The following is a 17,215-nucleotide window of genomic DNA, read 5'->3' as shown; positions in this document are numbered from 1 at the left end:
TGCGCAAGAAGGGCACCTCCGGGTGCCCTTTTTGCATGGGTCCGCGCAAGCCGTCCGGCAAAGCGTCCTGTTGCATCGCGCAAAGACGGTTTTGCCCGTCATCTGTCATACTGCGAGGCGATATGCGTCCCGCCTTCGATCCCGAAACCCTACCCATCGTCTCCACCGATAGCAGCCATCCGGCCCTGCCCGAGGTGCGCCTGCGGCCGGACTTCGTGCGCCACCGGCTCAAGTCGCCGCCGGCGTGGGCGCCCGAGCTGACCGACGAATCGCGCATCTACGACCGCAGCGTGGCGCTGCGCGACGCCGCCGTGCTGGTGCCGCTGGTGGAGCGCGAGCACGGCCTGACGGTGCTGCTCACGCAGCGCAACGCCAACCTCAGCGCCCACGCGGGGCAGATCAGCTTTCCGGGCGGGCGCCACGAGCCGTCGGATGTCGACCGGGTGGACACCGCGCTGCGCGAGACCGAAGAAGAAGTGGGGCTGGTGCGGGACTACGTGGAGGTGCTGGGCGCGCTGCCCGACTACATCACGGGCACCGGATTCCACGTCAGCCCCGTGGTCGGGCTGGTCCGTAGCGGCTTCACGCTGCGCCCCGACGCGCGCGAGGTGGCGGACGTGTTCGAGGTGCCGCTCGGCTTCCTGATGGACCCATCCCATCACCAGCGGCGCCTGTTCCGCTGGGTCGACGGCGAACGGCTGTTCTACGCCATGCCGTTCCCGCGCGAGAACGGCGGCTACCGCTTCATCTGGGGCGCCACCGCCGGCATGCTGCGCAATCTCTACCACCTGCTGGCGGCCTGAAGCCGCCCGCGTTCGGTTCAGGCCGCCGCCTGCCGCTGCGCGATGCAGTGGGGGCAGCTCTTGCCCACCACGTAGTGCGGGCTCTGCTGTTCCTCGGGCGTGACCACGGCGCGGCAGGCGAAGCACTGCTTGGGGCCGGCCGGCTCCAGGCTGGGATTCAGCGCGGTGCGGTAGTCGAACACGAAGCAGTCGCCCCGGTAGTGGCTGCCGCCCACTTCCTCGAAATATTTCAGGATGCCGCCCTCGAGCTGGTAGACATGCTCGATGCCGGCTTCCTGCATGTGGATGGCGGCCTTCTCGCAGCGGATGCCGCCGGTGCAGAACGACACCACGGTCTTGCCCTCGAATTCCGCCTTGTGCGCGGCGATGGCGGGCGGGAAGTCGCTGAACTTGGCGATGTCGTAGTCCACCGCGTGGGCGAAGGTGCCGACCGCCACCTCGAAATCGTTGCGGGTGTCGAGCATCACCACGGGGCGGCCGGCATCGTCGTGGCCCTGGTCGAGCCAGCGCTTCAGGTCCACCGGCCGCACCGCCGGCGCGCGCCCGGCTTCGGGGCGGATCAGCGGCATCTTCATGGTGATGATTTCCTTCTTCTCGCGCACCAGCATGCGCTTGAAGGGCTGGCTCTCCGACAGGCTCTCCTTGGGCGCGATGTCGGCGAAGCGCGGATCGGCGTGCAGCCAGCCCATGAAGCCGTCGATGGCCGCGCGGCTGCCGGCCAGGAACATGTTGATGCCCTCCGGCGCGAGCAGGATGGTGCCCTTCAGGCCCAGGGCCTCGCAGCGCGCGCGCATGTCCGGGCGCAGGGCCGGAATATCGTCCAGCGTGACGAATTTATAAGCGGAGATGTTGACGATCTGCATAGCGGAGGCGTGCCCGGCCGCGCGCCTTGCGGCCGCGCGGTAACTGCCTGATTGGAAAGGCGAAATTATAGCGCCTCGGAGGCCGCGCGGCGGCCTTGCCCGAGCGCCCCGCTCGGGCATGCCGGCGCGGCGCGCCTGCAAAGAAGGCAGGCGCGGCCATGCCGAGCCGGTACAATCACGTCCATGTCTGCACCTCGCTTCGTTCATCTCCGCCTCCATTCCGAATACTCCGTCGTCGACGGGATCGTGCGCCTCGATGCCGCCGTCGAGGCCGCCGCGGCCGACGGCATGGGCGCGCTCGCCCTGACCGACCTCGCCAACGCCTTCGGCCTGATCCGCTTCTACAAGGAAGCGCGCGGCGGCGGCGTCAAGCCGGTGGTCGGCGCGGACGTCTGGCTCACCAACGCCGAAGACCGCGACAAGCCGGCGCGCCTGCTGCTGCTGGTGCAGGACCGGCGCGGCTACCTCAACCTGTGCATGCTGCTGTCGCGCGCGTGGCTGTCCAACCAGCACCGCGGCCGCGCCGAGATCGAGCCCGGCTGGTTCGACGAGCCCGGCGAGGAGGGCCTGCCGCTGGCCACCGGACTGATCGCGCTGTCCGGCGCCATGAGCGGCGACATCGGCATGGCGCTGGCCAACGGCAACGACGCCGCGGCCGAGCGCGCCGCCGCGCACTGGGCCCGGGTGTTCCCGCAGCGCTTCTACGTCGAGCTGCAGCGCGCCGGCCATCCCGGCACCGACGCCTACGTGCAGCAGGCCGTGCAGCTGGCGGCCAAGCTGCGCCTGCCGGTGGTGGCGACGCACCCGGTGCAGTTCATGACCGCCGACGACTTCACCGCGCACGAGGCCCGCACCTGCATCGCCGAGGGCGAGCTGCTGGCCAACCCGCGGCGCACGCGGCGCTTCACCACCGACCAGTATTTCAAGACGCAGGACGAGATGTGCGCGCTGTTCGCCGACATCCCGTCCGCGCTCGAGAACGCGGTGCAGATCGCGCGCCGCTGCAACCTCACGCTCGAGCTGGGCAAGCCGCGCCTGCCGCTGTTCCCCACGCCGGACGGCATGTCGCTCGACGACTACCTCGTCCACCTCGCCAAGGAAGGCCTGGAAAAGCGCATGGCCGTGCTGTTCCCGGACGAGGCCGAGCGCGAGTCCCGGCGCGCCGAGTACTACGCGCGGCTGGAATTCGAGACCGGCACCATCATCAAGATGGGCTTCCCCGGCTACTTCCTGATCGTGGCGGACTTCATCAACTGGGCCAAGAACAACGGCGTGCCGGTGGGCCCGGGGCGGGGCTCCGGCGCCGGCTCGCTGGTGGCCTACGCGCTCGGCATCACCGATCTCGACCCGCTCAAGTACGCGCTGCTGTTCGAGCGTTTCCTGAACCCGGAACGGGTCTCGATGCCCGACTTCGACATCGACTTCTGCCAGCACGGGCGCGACCGCGTCATCACCTACGTGAAGGAGAAGTACGGCAAGGACGCGGTCTCGCAGATCGCCACCTTCGGCACGATGGCGGCCAAGGCCGCCGTGCGCGACGTGGGCCGCGTGCTTGACCTCGGCTACGGCTTCGTCGACAGCATCGCCAAGCTGATCCCGTTCAAGCCCGGCAAGCTGGTCACCATCGAGGAGGCCAAGAAGGAAGAGCCGCTGCTGACCGAGCGAGAGAACAACGAGGAGGAAGTGCGCCAACTGCTGGAGCTGGCGCAGCGCGTCGAGGGCATGACCCGCAACGTCGGCATGCACGCCGGCGGCGTGCTGATCGCGCCCGGCAAGCTCACCGACTTCTGCCCGCTCTACACCCAGGGCGGACAGAACGACGGCATGAGCGGCGTGGTCAGCCAGTACGACAAGGACGACGTGGAAGCGGCCGGCCTGGTCAAGTTCGACTTCTTGGGCCTGACCACGCTGACCATCCTCGACTGGGCCGAGCGCTACATCCGCCGGCTCGACCCGTCCAGGGCGGACTGGAACTGCAGCCACATCCCGCTCGACGACGGCCCCGCCTTCGACATCCTCAAGACCGCCAACACGGTGGCCGTGTTCCAGCTGGAAAGCCGCGGCATGCAGGGCATGCTGAAAGACGCCAAGCCCGACCGCTTCGAGGACATCATCGCGCTGGTGGCGCTCTACCGCCCGGGCCCGATGGACCTGATCCCCAGCTTCTGCGCGCGCAAGCACGGCCGCGAGAAGGTGGAGTACCCGGACCCGCGCGTCGAGCCGGTGCTCAAGGAGACCTACGGCATCATGGTCTACCAGGAGCAGGTGATGCAGATGGCGCAGATCATCGGCGGCTACTCGCTCGGCGGCGCCGACCTGCTGCGCCGCGCGATGGGCAAGAAGAAGCCCGAGGAAATGGCGCAGCACCGCGTCATGTTCCGCGAGGGCGCCGACAAGAACGGGCTGACCGCCGGGCAGGCCGACGACATCTTCGACCTGATGGAGAAGTTCGCCGGCTACGGCTTCAACAAGTCGCACGCGGCCGCCTATGCGCTGCTGGCCTACTACACGGCGTGGCTCAAGGCGCACCATCCGGCCGAATTCATGGCAGCCAACATGTCGCTGGCGATGGACGACACCGACAAGGTCAAGATCCTCTACGAGGACTGCAAGCTCAATGGCCTCAAGGTGCTGCCGCCCGACGTCAACGCCAGCGAATACCGCTTCGCGCCGACCGACGCCAGGACCATCCGCTACGGCCTCGGCGGCATCAAGGGCTCGGGCCAGGGCGCCATCGAGGACATCCTGCGCGCGCGCGAGGAAAAGCCGTTCGCCGACCTGTTTGATTTCTGCGAGCGCGTCGACCGCCGCCAGGTCAACCGCCGCACCATCGAGGCGCTGATCCGCGCCGGCGCGTTCGACAGCCTCAACGACAACCGCGGCCAGTTGCTGGCCTCGGTGTCGCGCGCGATGGAAGCGGCCGAGCAGAAGGCAGAGTCGGCCAACCAGGTCTCGCTGTTCGACCTGATGGCCGACGCCGGCGCGTCGCACCGCCCCGAACTGGTCGACGAGCCGCGCTGGCCGCCCAAGCGCACGCTGCAGGAGGAGAAGCAGGCGCTCGGCTACTACTTCTCGGGCCACCTGTTCGACGCCTACCGCGACGAGGTCGGGCGCTTCCTCAAGGGCACGCTGGCCGGGCTGGAAAAGGAAGTGCAGGGCAATGGCGGCGGCTACGGGCGCGACGTGCGCGGCAAGGTCATCGCCGGCGTCATCACCGGCATGCGCACGCAGATGACGCAGCGCGGCAAGATGCTGATCGTGATGCTCGACGACGGCACCGCGCAGATCGAGATGACGGTGTTCAACGAGCTGTTCGACGCCAACCGCCACATGTTCCGCGACGACGAGCTGGTGATCGTGCAGGGCAACGCGCGCCACGACACCTTCACCGGCGGCGTGCGCTTCACCGCCGAATCGGTGATGGACCTGGTGGCCGCGCGCGCCCGCTATGCCGAGGCCGTGGGGCTGGCCTTCAACGGCAACGCCTCGACCGAGCTGCTGCGCGAGCTGCTCACGCCGTATCTCGCCACCGTGGCCAACACGCCGGGCCTGCCCGTGCGCGTGAGCTACGCCACCAGCGGCGCGCGCTGCGAGGCCGAGCTCGGGCGGCAGTGGCTGGTCACGCCGTCGGACGACGCGCTCGCGAGCTTCCGCGCGGCGCTGTCCGGCGACAGCGTGCGCATGCTATACGGCTGATCCGCAGTTGCCGGCAGTCCGTCATCCCCTGGATCCACCACGCCCCCGCATGGCCAAGCAACGCATCCTCTTTCACCTGACCCACTTCCTGCGCGGCGGCATCGAGACCTCGCTGGTGTCGCTGCTGGCCTCGCTGGACCGGGAGCGCTTCGAGCTCGGCCTGACGCTGACCTATCCGACCGAGGCGCTGGAGACGCATTTCCGCGCCATGCTGCCGCCGGACGTGAAGATCCACATCCTGGCGCCGGAGCGCTGGCTGTCGCATTTCCGGCAGAAGAAGAAGGCCGGCAAGCTCGGCCCGCTGGGCAAGATCTACGAGGAAGTGTTGCTGCCGCCGGTGCGCAAGCCGCTGGTCAACCGGCGCTTTCGCGCGATCGCGCGCGGCTACGACCTTGCCATCGACTACGACATGTCGCTGTCGCGGCTGACCGGCCGCCTGCCGATACCGATGATCGGCTACCAGCACTTCAGCGTGGCGCACCTGGAGCGAGACAACCCGCGCAAGCTGCGCAAGCTGCGGCGCCAGTGCCGCGAGCACTACGACCGCATCGTGGTGCTCAACGACAGCATGCTGGCCGACGCGCGCGCGCTGATTCCCGAGGCCGCGGCCAAGTTCGTGCGCCTGTACAACGCCACCGACCTGGACCGCATCCGCGCGCTCGGCAACGCGCCGTTCACGCCGCCGGCCCATCCCTACATCGTTTCGGTGGGGCGCCTGGAAGAAAGCCAGAAGGATTTCACCACGCTGCTGCACGCCTACGCCGCGCTGGTGCGCGGCACCGGCCTGCGCGAGCGCCTGGTGCTGGTGGGCGACGGCGCCTCGCGCGCGCGGCTCGAGGCGCTGGCGCGCGAGCTGGGCGTCAGCGAGCGGGTGACGTTCGCCGGCTTCCAGGCCAATCCCTACGCATGGATCCGCCACGCGCGGCTGATGGCGTTCAGCTCGAAGATGGAAGGGCTGCCCAACGTGCTGCTCGAAGGCATGGCGCTCGGCCAGCTGGTGGTGAGCACCGACTGCCCGGTGGGCCCGCGCGAGATCCTGGCCGACGGCAAGGCCGGCCTGCTCACGCCGGTCGGCGACGTGCACGCGCTGGCCGAGGCGATCCGGCGCGGGCTGGAAGACGCGCCGCTGCGCGCGCGGCTGCTGGCCTTCGCCGCCACCCACATCGAGCAGATGGGGTTCGGCCCGACCTCGGCCGCCTTCGCGGCCTGCGTGGACGACCTGCTGGGCACGCCGCCGGCCGCGGCGCCCGGGGCTAGCCCCGCGGCTCCTGCGGCTGCGTCTTCTGCCGCAGGTACCACAGCTTGATGTACTTGTAATAGCTGGCCTGGCCGTTCATCAGCGCCACGCCCAGCCCCTGCGCGCCGTCGAGGAAGCCGCGGCGCATCAGGTAGGTGCGCAGGAAGGCCCAGGCGCCATGCAGCACGGCGCCGGCGGGTGAGGCCGACTTGCCGCGCGCGAAGCCCTGCTGCGCGCCCAGCGTGGAGTACTGGTCGACCTTGCGCAGCACCTGCGAGAAGTCGTCGTAGGTGTAGTGCAGCAGCGGCGAGGCCAGCTTGCCGACCGGGCCGTCGGCGACCACGCGCTCGTGCACGAGGTCGTCGGTAAAGCGGGCATGGCCGCGCCTGAACAGCCGTGTGACGTAGTCGGGATACCAGCCGCCGTGGCGGATGAAGCGGCCGCAGAAGCGCGACAGGCGCGGCATCTCGTAGGCGTCGGCCTGGCCGGACGCGACCGCCGCCAGGATCTCGTCGCGCAGCTCGGGCGTGACGCGCTCGTCGGCGTCGAGCGAGAAGACCCACTCGGTGTCGGCCTTGGACACGGCCAGGTTCTTCTGGGCGCCGAAGCCCGGCCAGTGCTCGGTTTCGAACACCTCGGCGCCGAGGCTGCGGGCCAACTCGACCGTGCCGTCCCGGCTACCCGAATCCACTATAATCGCGCGGTCGCACCAGGACACGCTTTCCAGGCAGGCCCGGATGTTGTGTGCCTCGTTTTTCGTAATCAGTACGACTGAGATTTTCATAGGGCTTGTTTATGGTGTTTCGTGCAGGGAAAGTGACTTCCATCGCCAACGCGCTGGTCCTGGCATTCCCGATCCTGCTGCTTTGCGTGCCCAAGGGCGCCGGCATCTTTCTCGCCGGCATCCTGGCGCTGGCGCTGCTGGCCCACCGGGGCATGGGCGACACGTGGGTGCGCTACCGTGCCACGCTCTGTCCGCTCGGGCTCGCTATTCTAGCCGCCGTGGTCGTGTTCATGACGTCGAAGCTCTATTTCGGCGTGCCGTGGAACGTGATGGACAATCCGTCCCGGATCCTGCTGCTGTTGCTTACCTGCCTGGTCGTGCTGAGGACCGCGCCCGATCCGCAGCGCATCTGGGGCGGGATCACCGTGGCGCTGGCGCTCAGTCTCGTGGCGGTGTTGTTCCAGCGCTGGATTCTCAACGATCCGCGGCCTTCCGCGTGGACGCAGGCCATCGCTTTCGGCAACATGGTTGCCGCGCTGGGGCTGATCGGCTTCGTGCATCCGGGCAAAAGCCGCAAGGCGCACCTGATCGCGTGGGCCAACCTGGCGCTGGCGGCAGCGGTGCTGATCGTCAACGGCACGCGCGGCGCCTGGCTGGCGCTGGCGGTCACGATGCTGCCGTTGCTGTTCGTGCGCTACCCCAGCATGAGGCCCGGCAAGTTCATCGGTGCGGTGTCGCTCATCGTCGCGCTTGCCGCCGGACTCTATCTGGTGCCGGATAGCCCCGTGGCCCAGCGGGTCGATTTGGTGCGCGGCCAGTTGGAGCAGTTCCAGGAGGGCAACACGGAAACGTCGGTCGGCGCGCGCCTGAAGACCTGGCAACTGGCACTGGACTCGATTCGCCTGCATCCGTGGCTGGGTGTCGGCATTGGCCAGTTCGCGCGGATTCCCCGCGCCTCGGCCTTTTGCCAGCAACACAGCGAGTCCGATGTCTGCATCCTCCAGCATGCCCACAACGACGTGCTCGAGGCCGCCGCCACCACCGGCATGCCGGGCCTGCTGGCGCTGCTGGGCCTGTTTCTGGTGCCCGGCGTCTTGTTCTGGCAGCTGCTGCGCGCTTGCTGCCGCTCGGACAACCGCATCGGCGTCTGCCTGAGCGCCGGCGGCCTCGGCGTGGTGCTGGCCAGCCTGATCTGCGGGTTGACCCAGGTGACGATGGCACACCAGGCCAATATCGTTTTTTATGCCAGCATCGTCGGGCTGCTGCTCGGCCTGGCTGCCCTACAAGCAAGACATCCCCGCGCCGGCGGGGTGGAGAACCTGTGAACGTTCGAGAACAACACGCCCCCCACGGCCGCGAGGCCGATACCCTGAAGCGCGTCTGGGCCTACCTGCGCCCGGAGATGCGCGTCTTCGTCGTCGCCATCATCGCGATGGCGGTGGTGGCGGGCGCGGAAGGCCTGATCCCCAAGGTCGTCAACGACCTGCTCGACAAGGGGTTCGGCGGCGCCTACGTCGGCAAGCTCTGGCACGTGCCGGCGCTGCTGACCGGCGTGGCGCTGATCCGCGGCGTGGCGCAGTTCGCCTCCGGCTACCTGCTGAGCCTGATCTCCAACCGCGTGCTGCTGAAGATGCGCATGCAGATGTTCGAGCGCATGCTGCACGCGCCGGCGCTGTTCTTCCACCGCAATACCGCGGCGTCGCTCATCAACGCGGTGATCTTCGAGGTCAACCAGGTCATGCAGATCCTGACCGGCGTGCTGATCACGCTGGTGCGCGATTCGCTGACGGTGCTGGCGCTGCTGGTCTACCTGTTCTACACCAACTGGCGGCTGACGCTGGTGGTGGCGGTGATCCTGCCGGTGATCGGCTTCGTGATGTCCAAGGTCAACCGGCGCCTGCGCCGCCTGAACCGCGACCACCAGGCGCTGACCAACAGCGCGGCCTACGTGGTCGAGGAAGCGGTGGGCGGCTACAAGGTGGTCAAGCTGCACGGCGGCGAACAGTACGAGACCCGGCGCTTCGCCGCGATGGCCGAGCGCCTGCGCGGCTATTCGATGCGCATGGCGGTGGCGGGCGGGCTGAACCAGCCGGTCACGGCCTTCCTGGCCTCGCTGGCGCTGTCGGTGATCCTGACCATCGCCATGATCCAGTCGCAGTCCAACCAGACCACGGTGGGCAGCTTCACCGGCTTCGTGATGGCGATGCTGCTGCTGATCTCGCCGCTCAAGCACCTGACCGACCTCAACCAGCCGCTGCAACGCGGCCTGACCGCGGCCGAGATGATCTTCGGCCTGATCGACGAGCCGGTCGAGCGCCAGGAGGGCGGCCTGCCGCTGGCGCGCGCGCGCGGCGACCTGGTGTTCGACAAGGTGAGCTTCCGCTACGGCGACGCCGGCCGGCCGGCGCTGGACAAGGTCAGCTTCCACGCCAGCGCGGGCGAGGTGGTGGCGCTGGTGGGGCCGTCGGGCAGCGGCAAGACCACGCTGGTCAACCTGGTGCCGCGCTTCTTCGACCCGACCGAGGGCCGCATCCTGCTCGACGGCCAGCCGATCGACGTGTTCACGCTCAAGGACCTGCGCACCCAGATCGCCTTCGTCAGCCAGGACGTGGTGCTGTTCAACGGCACCGTGGCGGCCAACGTTGCCTACGGCGTGCACGACGCGCAGGACATCGACATCGCGCGCGTCGAGCGCGCGCTGGCGGCGGCCTACCTGACCGACATGGTCAAGGGCCTGCCGCAGGGCCTCGAGACCAATATCGGCGACAACGGCATGAAGCTGTCGGGCGGCCAGCGCCAGCGGCTGGCGATCGCGCGCGCGATCTACAAGGACGCGCCGATCCTGATCCTCGACGAGGCCACCTCGGCGCTGGATTCGGAGTCGGAGCGCCAGGTCCAGGCCGCGCTGGAGGCGCTGATGGTCGGCCGCACCACGCTGGTGATCGCGCACCGCCTGTCCACCATCGAGAACGCCGACCGCATCGTGGTGCTGGACCACGGGCGCGTGGCCGAGCACGGCAGCCATGAGGAGCTGCTGTCGGCCGAGGGGCTCTACGCCGGGCTGCACAAGATCCAGTTCGCCACGCACTGAGCGCGGCGCCGGCGCCGCGGGCAGGCGGCGCCACATCCTCCCGCCGGGGTTTGCCGGTGCCGCCGGCCGACTTGGCTAGAATGGCAGGCAAACCACAGCCGAGAGGATGACATGAGCCAGCCCGTTTCCCCGATCAGCCGCTATCCCGTGCCCGCGCTCGCCAATCTGCCCGACGACATCCGCGCGCGCATCCTGGAGGTCCAGGACAAGGCCGGCTTCGTTCCCAACGTGTTCCTCACGCTGGCGCACCGGCCCGACGAGTTCCGCGCGTTCTTCGCCTACCACGACGCGCTCATGCTCAAGGAGGGCGGCCTGACCAAGGGCGAGCGCGAGATGATCGTGGTGGCGACCTCGGGCGCCAACCAGTGCCTGTACTGCGTGGTGGCGCACGGCGCCATCCTGCGCATCTACGAGAAGCAGCCGGCGCTGGCCGACCAGGTCGCGGTCAACTACCGCAAGGCCGACATCACGCCGCGCCAGCGCGCCATGCTCGATTTCGCGCTCAAGGTCTGCCAGGCCTCGCACGAGGTCGACGAAGCCGATTTCGCCGCGCTGCGCGCGCATGGCTTCAGCGACGAGGATGCCTGGGACATCGCCGCCATCACGGCGTTCTTCGGCCTGTCCAACCGCATGGCCAACACTATCGGCATGCGCCCGAACGACGAGTTCTACCTGATGGGGCGCGTGCCCAAGGCAAAATAGCGCGCTCGTTCGCTGATTCGCTGATTCGCCCGCTGCCGGGGCCGCGCGTGGCGCGGTCCCCGGCTCCCGCTGCCTCGATCCACCAACTTCTGTTCGTCCTGCCCGACCGGCACGGCGCCTTCCATCTTGAATCCTGTCTCGCTCTTCTTCGCCCAGGCCTGCCTGGTGGTGGGCACGCCCTTCGTCCTGTGGCGCGGACTGCGCATCGGCAGCATCGTGCCGCTGGTCGCCATGCAGATCGTGGGCGGCATCCTGCTCGGGCCGTCGCTGCTGGGCACCTTGTGGCCGCGGGGCTGGCAGGCGCTGTTCGGCGCCGCGCAGCTGTCGGCGCTGTCGGGCCTGCAATGGCTGGCGGTGGTGCTGTTCGCTTTCCTCTCGGGCCTGCACATCGGCGGCGCCGGGCAGCCGGGCATGCGGCGCATCGCCACGGCGGCGGCGCTGGGCTGCGTGCTGGCGCCGTTCGCGCTCGGCACCGCGGCCGGCGCGTGGCTGGCGCATGCGGCGCCGGCGGTGGTCGGGCCGGCGGCCTCGGCCTGGCAGTTCGCCTTTGCCGTGGGCGTGTCGATGGCAGTGACCGCGCTGCCGGTGCTGGGCGCCATCCTGCGCGAGATGAAGCTGTCCGACTCGGTGCCCGGCCAGCTCGCGCTGGGCTGCTCCGCGTTCAGCGACGCGGCGATCTGGCTGGTGCTCTCGGTCATCCTCGCCAGCGCGGGCCGCTCGTCGGCCGGCGACTTCCTGCGCCTGGCGCTGTGCGGCGCGCTCTACGTCGGCGCCATGCTGTGGCTGGTGCGCCCGGCGCTGGCGCGCCTGCTGCCGCGCATGCAGGGCAACGACGCGCGGCTGGCGCTGGTCGCGGTGCTGATCTTCGGCTCCGCGCTGGTCTCCGAATCGATCGGGCTGCACTACATCCTGGGCGGCTTCCTGGCCGGCGTGGCGCTGCCGCGCGAGGCGGCGGCCGACCTGCGGCGCCAGCTCGAGCCGACCACGGTGGTGGTGCTGATGCCGTTCTTCTTCCTGATGACCGGGCTGCGCACCGACATCGCCATCGGCGGGTACGACACGCTGCTCGTGTTCGCGCTCAGCACGCTGGTGGCGGTTGCCGGCAAGGTGGCCGGCACCGCGCTGCCCGCGCGCCTGGCCGGCCTGCCGCGGCGCGAGGCGTGGATGCTGGGCGCGCTGGTGCAGACCAAGGGGCTGATGGAAGTGGTGGTGCTGGGCATCCTGTTCGAGGCCGGGCTGATCGGCCAGACGGCGTTCTCGGGGCTGCTGCTGATGGCGCTGGCCACCACGGTGCTGGCCAAGCCGCTGACGCGCGCCGCTTCCGGGCTGCGCGGCGCCGCCTGAGCCGGGCGCGCTAGCGCACCTCCGCGCACGCGCCGCTGCGCGGGTCGAACAGGACCGGCCACGCCTGCTCGTAGATCCCCGGCGTGCAATGCTTCTCGCAGTGGGCATGGGCCAGCGTCACGCGGCGCGGGTCCTGCCACACCATCAGCGTGCAGCCGCTGTCGTCGAGCGCGCGCAGTTCGATGTGCGGGGTCTTGCGGGTCTGGCGGAACTCGGCCAGGTCGAAATGGCAGGAGCCGCGCCGGCCGACCCACAGGGTCCAGGTGAGGCTGCGCACGTCGTTGCTCGCCACGCGCATGTGCGCGTCCTCGCGGAAACCATCGTCTTCGGTGCGCTGGCAGCTGCCGGCGAGGTCGATGTCGCGCGGCGGTATCGGCGTGGCGCGCTCGCGCGCGGCGCCGGCGGCCGAGGGGCGCGGCTCGGGCGCGCGCGCGGCGGGCGGGGAGGGCGGCGGCAAGGTCACGGTACAGGCCGTCAGCGCGGCAACCGACAGCGCGGCGACCGGCACCCACGCAGGCAAGCGCGTGTTCTTCATGGCTACTCCTTGCGCCCGGTGCCCGCGCGGCCGTCGGGCTGGCCGCGCCCACCTCTACCTGTAGTTATAGCGGATGCGCAAAGGAAGGCGAGGGGAAAGCACGGCGCCTGCGTGCGGCAGGCATCGGAGGCCGCCGCCGGCGTTGCCGCGCCGCGCAACGAAAAGCAAAAACCCCGCGCCGTTGCCGGCGCGGGGTTTCTCGTTTGCGGGCCTGCGCGCGCCCGGCGCCGCATCTGGCGACGCGGTGCCGGGCGTGGGCTTACTTGGCCGCGGAGAAGTCGAGCGCGTTGCTCAGGTCGCCCATCGCCTTGCCCTTGTTGGCCAGCAGCGCATCGTCGCGCTGTTTCAGGCCCGGCAGCGTCGGCAGGGCGTAGCGGTGCGTGATGAAGCGCAGGATGGAGGCGGTGTCGTACTGGGTATGGTCGACGAAGCCCTTCTTGGCGAACGGCGACACGATGATCGCCGGGATGCGCGTGCCCGGGCCCCACACGTCGCCCTTCGGCACCGCGGCGTGGTCGAAGAAGCCGCCGTTTTCGTCGTAGGTCACGACGATCAGCATGTTCTTCCACTGCGGGCTTTGCTGGAGCTGGCTGATCACGCTGGCGATGTGGGCATCGCCGTCGGCCACGTTGGCGTAGCCGGCGTGCTGGTTCAGGTTGCCCTGCGGCTTGTAGAACGTGACGGCGGGCAGCTTGCCGGCGGCGGCGTCCTGCAGGAACTGCGAGTCGAAGTCCTTCAGGTGCGCGCCGCGGTAGCTGGCGTTGGCGACCGGGTCCAGCTTGGCGTAGAAGTTGAACGGCTGGTGGTGCGTCTGGAAGTTGGGCACGGCCTGGCCGTTGTTGATCAGCGTGCGGTCGGCCGTCACCTTGGACCAGGCGCCTGCATACCAGGCCCAGTTGACGCCGCGCGCGTCGAGCAGGTCGCCGATGGTGGCCTGCGTCTGCGGCGGCAGCGTGGTGGCCTTGCTCGGGTCGGCATAGGCCGCGTTGCCGCTGGCCGCCGGCGCGTTGCCGCTCGGCTGGTAGGCCGGCTGCATGGTGTTGACGGCGTAGTACATGCCCGTCTTGTCCTTCGGCGTCAGCGTGCTGTCGTTCTTGTAGGTGGCAGCACCGGTCAGGACGCTGGCCGGCGCCGCGGCGGCCGGCGTGAGGCGCACGAAATTGCCGTTGGCATCGGTGTCGATGGCGGAGATCGAGCCGCTGGCCGGCGAGGTGTCCGCGTTCGGGTATTGCGGCGCGCAGGCGCAGACCAGGTACTGGTGGTTCAGGAACGAGCCGCCGAACGCACCCATGTAGAAGTTGTCGGCCAGCGTGTAGTTCTGGGCGACCTTCCACAGGGCCATCTTGCTGCCGTCGTAGTAGCCCATCGACAGGCCGCCGGCGTCGGAGTAGGCCGCGAACTTGTCGTTCTTGCCGCCGTTGATCTGCATCTGGTTGTTGTAGAAGCGGTGCACCAGGTCGCGCGTGATGACGGTCTGGTCCACCACCGTGCTGGTGTTCTGCACGCCGGCCGGGTCGTCGATGCGGAACGGCTTGTTGGCCCAGCCGACCGTGTTGGCTTGCGGGATCGTGACGGTCTGGCCGGTGGCGGTGAAGCCGCCCCAGGTCGGCGGCAGCGAGGACAGCGCGCTGTTGTCGAAGTCCTTCTGCGGCTCGATCTTGCCGTCCGACGTCGGGTTCGCGCCGGGGATGCCGTTGGCGCCCGGGAACAGGCCGTACAGGGTGTCGAAGCCACGGTTTTCCGCGTAGATCACCACCACGGTCTGGATGTTGTTCAGCGCCAGGCGCTTGGCCACGCCGTCGCCGATGGCCTTGCCGATGTCGCCACCAGCGGCCACGGCGTCGGCGATCAGGTCGATGGTCTGGTCGATCTCGGCCTGCAGCGTGGTCTTGATCTTGCTGTCGGTTTCCTTGTTGTGGTCTTCCAGCAGCTTGTCCGCGGCCACGCCGAGGCGGGTGGCCAGTTGCGTCTTGGCCGCGTTGAGGTCGCCGCCGTTGCCGTCCATCAGCGCGGCCAGCTCGGTCGAGATGGCGCTGAGCACGCCGTTGGCCGCCGCCGGTGCGCGGAAGACCAGCGGGCGGGTCACTGCGTTGTGCGCGCTGCCGTCGTTGCGGAAGGCGTCGGTGCCGATCTCGGCCACCACGGCGCCGCTGCCGGTGAGCGTGTAGGCGCCTTGCGCGTCGGTGAAGGTGCTGGCTTCGCCGCTGTCGCACTTGGCGTTGTTGTTGGCGTCGATGCAGACCTTGGCGTGCTCGAAGTAGCTGCCGGTCACTACGCCGGAGGTGGTGGCGGCCGGCGTGGCCGGCGTCGGGCTGACGGAGTCGCTGCCGCCGCAGGCGGTCATGGCGGCAGCGGCTAGTGCTGCCAGCGGAAAGAGTCGAAATGCGCGACGCATGGGTTTTCCTCTTCTATGCGTTTGAGGGGACAAGAAATGGCTGCCGAGGCAAAAAAGGCCGGTGTTTTCCATGAGGCGGGAGTGTGGCGCGCGTCCGTGTCAAATTGATGATGGTGCTGCACAGCGGGGAACTTCGCGTGCCGGCGGCGGTCAGCGCCGCACAAGTCGGTCTGGTGACTGACACGCGGCTGTCATCCGCGTGCGCTAGTGTGGCAAGCCTTCCGGGCGCGAATGCCGACGCCTCGCGCCTGCGCCGCCCCCCTCACGACTTTCACGATTTCGCGCTTCGCCTCCATGCTGCCGCCGCCCTTGCCGTTGAATATCTCGTTGCCTTCACCGCAGGCGTGGAGGCGTGCTGCGGGTGGCGGGGCGCTGGTGCTGGCGGTGGCCTTGCTGGGCGCGTGCGGCGGGCAGGACGCGCCGCCGGCGGTGGCGGCCAGCGCGGCCAGCATGCCGGTGGCGGCCAGCGCGCCGGCCCCGGCTTCCAAGGCCGCACCCAAGGCGTTCTACGCGATGATGGCCGAGCGCCATCCGTCGATTCCGGCGCTGGGCGCGCTCGGCAGGGCGCTGTTCTTCGATCCGGCGCTGTCGGCATCGGGCCAGCAGGCCTGCGCGAGCTGCCACAGCCCCACGCATGCCTACGGGCCGCCCAACGACCTGTCCGTGCAACTGGGCGGCACCGACATGCGGCACCCGGGCACGCGCGCCGCGCCGTCGCTGCGCTATGTGCAGAACGTGCCGCCGTTCGCCGAGCACTTCCACGAGAACGACGGCGACGACTCGGTCGACCAGGGGCCGACCGGCGGCCACGACTGGGACGGCCGCGCCGCGTCGACGCACGAGCAGGCCGGCGCGCCGCTGCTGTCCGCGCACGAGATGGCCAACGGCACGCCAGGCGCGGTGGTCGCGCGCATCCGCTCGGGCCCGCATGCGGACACCTTCCGCCAGGTGTTCGGCAAGGACATCCTCGACGACGAAGGCACCGCCTACCAGGCCATCGTGATGGCGCTCGAGGTCTTCCAGGAAACGCCGGCCGAGTTCTATCCGTACACCAGCAAGTACGACGCCGTGCTGCGCGGCCAGGCGACGCTGACCCCGCAGGAAACGCGCGGGCTGCGCGTGTTTAACGATCCGGACAAGGGCAATTGCGCCGCCTGCCACCCGGGCAGCATCCGCGAAGGCGCGTTCCCGGCGTTCACGGACTTCGGCTTCATCGCGCTGGGCGTGCCGCGCAACCGCAAGCTCGCGAGCAACGCGGACCCGGCCTTTTTCGACATGGGCCTGTGCGGCCCCGACCGTACCGACCTCAAGGAGCGCGGCGAATACTGCGGGCTGTTCCGCACGCCGTCGCTGCGCAACGTGGCGCTGCGCCGCACGTTCTTCCACAACGGCATGTTCCATTCGCTGGAAGCGGTGCTGCACTTCTACGCGGAGCGCGACACCAACCCGGGTCGCTGGTATCCGCGCAAGCCCGGCGGCGGCGTCGACAAGTTCGACGACCTGCCCGCGCAGTACCACGACAACGTCAACATGGAAGCGCCGTTCGGCGGCAAGGCCGGCGGCAAGCCGGCGATGAGCGACGCCGAGATCCGCGACGTGATCGCGTTCCTGAAGACGCTGACGGATGGTTACGCGGTGCCGGCGCCGGCCAAGGTGGCGGCGGCGCGTTGAGGCAGGCTATCTGGGCTGCGCACCGAGGCGGCGCAAGGGCTGCGCATGACGCGGCCGCGGCCGGGCCGCGCATGGCAATCGAGGTTGATGCCCGCCGGCCGCATGGCGCGGTCCGGCGGCTGGTCGGCTGGCGGCGCCTCGTCCCGGCGCAGGC

12 protein-coding genes are annotated in these 17,215 nt (G+C 69.4%); 8 read left to right on the top strand and 4 right to left on the bottom strand.

Going from position 1 to position 17,215, the window contains the following annotated elements; translation table 11 throughout:
- Positions 1-122 precede the first annotated feature (122 nt).
- Positions 123-803, top strand: a complete 681-nt coding sequence (locus AC3WXD_RS14620; RefSeq protein ID WP_492324035.1) for an NUDIX hydrolase — start codon at positions 123-125, stop codon at positions 801-803.
- 17 nt (positions 804-820) lie between these two features.
- On the opposite strand, the gene AC3WXD_RS14615 is transcribed toward AC3WXD_RS14620, so the two are convergent.
- Positions 821-1,666 carry a sulfurtransferase gene (locus AC3WXD_RS14615; protein WP_492324034.1) on the bottom strand — a complete coding sequence of 282 codons (846 nt, stop codon included), beginning with the start codon at positions 1,664-1,666 and terminating at the stop codon, positions 821-823.
- Between the two features lie 183 nt (positions 1,667-1,849).
- Here AC3WXD_RS14615 and dnaE point away from each other — a divergent pair, with 183 nt between their 5' ends.
- Entirely contained in the window at positions 1,850-5,362 is a 3,513-nt protein-coding gene (gene dnaE, locus AC3WXD_RS14610; protein ID WP_492324033.1) for a DNA polymerase III subunit alpha, read from the top strand.
- 49 nt (positions 5,363-5,411) lie between these two features.
- The gene (locus AC3WXD_RS14605) at positions 5,412-6,668 is read left to right on the top strand and encodes a glycosyltransferase (protein WP_492324032.1); all 1,257 of its coding nucleotides are present in this window, start codon (positions 5,412-5,414) and stop codon (positions 6,666-6,668) included.
- Here the strand turns inward: AC3WXD_RS14605 and AC3WXD_RS14600 are convergent.
- Positions 6,616-7,383, bottom strand: a complete 768-nt coding sequence (locus AC3WXD_RS14600; protein WP_492324031.1) for a glycosyltransferase family 2 protein — start codon at positions 7,381-7,383, stop codon at positions 6,616-6,618. The two genes, AC3WXD_RS14605 and AC3WXD_RS14600, sit on opposite strands and share 53 nt — an antisense overlap.
- Positions 7,384-7,415: 32 nt before the next feature.
- On the opposite strand from AC3WXD_RS14600, the gene AC3WXD_RS14595 reads away from it, so the two are divergent.
- From AC3WXD_RS14595 to AC3WXD_RS14580, 4 genes are all read left to right on the top strand, one after another.
- The gene (locus AC3WXD_RS14595; RefSeq protein ID WP_020201019.1) at positions 7,416-8,648 is read left to right on the top strand and encodes an O-antigen ligase family protein; all 1,233 of its coding nucleotides are present in this window, start codon (positions 7,416-7,418) and stop codon (positions 8,646-8,648) included.
- A complete protein-coding gene (gene msbA, locus AC3WXD_RS14590; protein ID WP_020423652.1) occupies positions 8,645-10,414 on the top strand; it encodes a lipid A export permease/ATP-binding protein MsbA in 1,770 nt (589 codons plus the stop codon). The genes AC3WXD_RS14595 and msbA overlap by 4 nt, the downstream gene beginning before the upstream one ends.
- Positions 10,415-10,525: 111 nt before the next feature.
- A complete protein-coding gene (locus AC3WXD_RS14585) occupies positions 10,526-11,116 on the top strand; it encodes a peroxidase-related enzyme (RefSeq protein WP_492324030.1) in 591 nt (196 codons plus the stop codon).
- 126 nt (positions 11,117-11,242) lie between these two features.
- Complete coding sequence (locus AC3WXD_RS14580) at positions 11,243-12,460, top strand: cation:proton antiporter (RefSeq protein WP_059410812.1); 1,218 nt, start codon at positions 11,243-11,245, stop codon at positions 12,458-12,460.
- A gap of 10 nt (positions 12,461-12,470) precedes the next feature.
- Here AC3WXD_RS14580 and AC3WXD_RS14575 read toward each other — a convergent pair whose 3' ends face one another.
- Together AC3WXD_RS14575 and acpA are read right to left on the bottom strand one after the other, a co-directional pair.
- Positions 12,471-12,995 carry a hypothetical protein gene (locus tag AC3WXD_RS14575; protein ID WP_492324029.1) on the bottom strand — a complete coding sequence of 175 codons (525 nt, stop codon included), beginning with the start codon at positions 12,993-12,995 and terminating at the stop codon, positions 12,471-12,473.
- A gap of 259 nt (positions 12,996-13,254) precedes the next feature.
- On the bottom strand, positions 13,255-15,390 hold the full coding sequence (gene acpA / locus AC3WXD_RS14570) for an acid phosphatase (protein ID WP_492324028.1): 2,136 nt from the start codon (positions 15,388-15,390) through the stop codon (positions 13,255-13,257).
- 321 nt (positions 15,391-15,711) lie between these two features.
- On the opposite strand from acpA, the gene AC3WXD_RS14565 reads away from it, so the two are divergent.
- Entirely contained in the window at positions 15,712-17,061 is a 1,350-nt protein-coding gene (locus AC3WXD_RS14565; protein ID WP_492324189.1) for a cytochrome-c peroxidase, read from the top strand.
- Positions 17,062-17,215 lie beyond the last annotated feature (154 nt).

The sequence above is a fragment of the Cupriavidus sp. FW216-B1 genome, assembly GCF_058789195.1.
The sequence above is the reverse complement of the archived record's forward strand: the minus strand, read 5'-3'. Positions and strand labels throughout refer to the sequence as shown.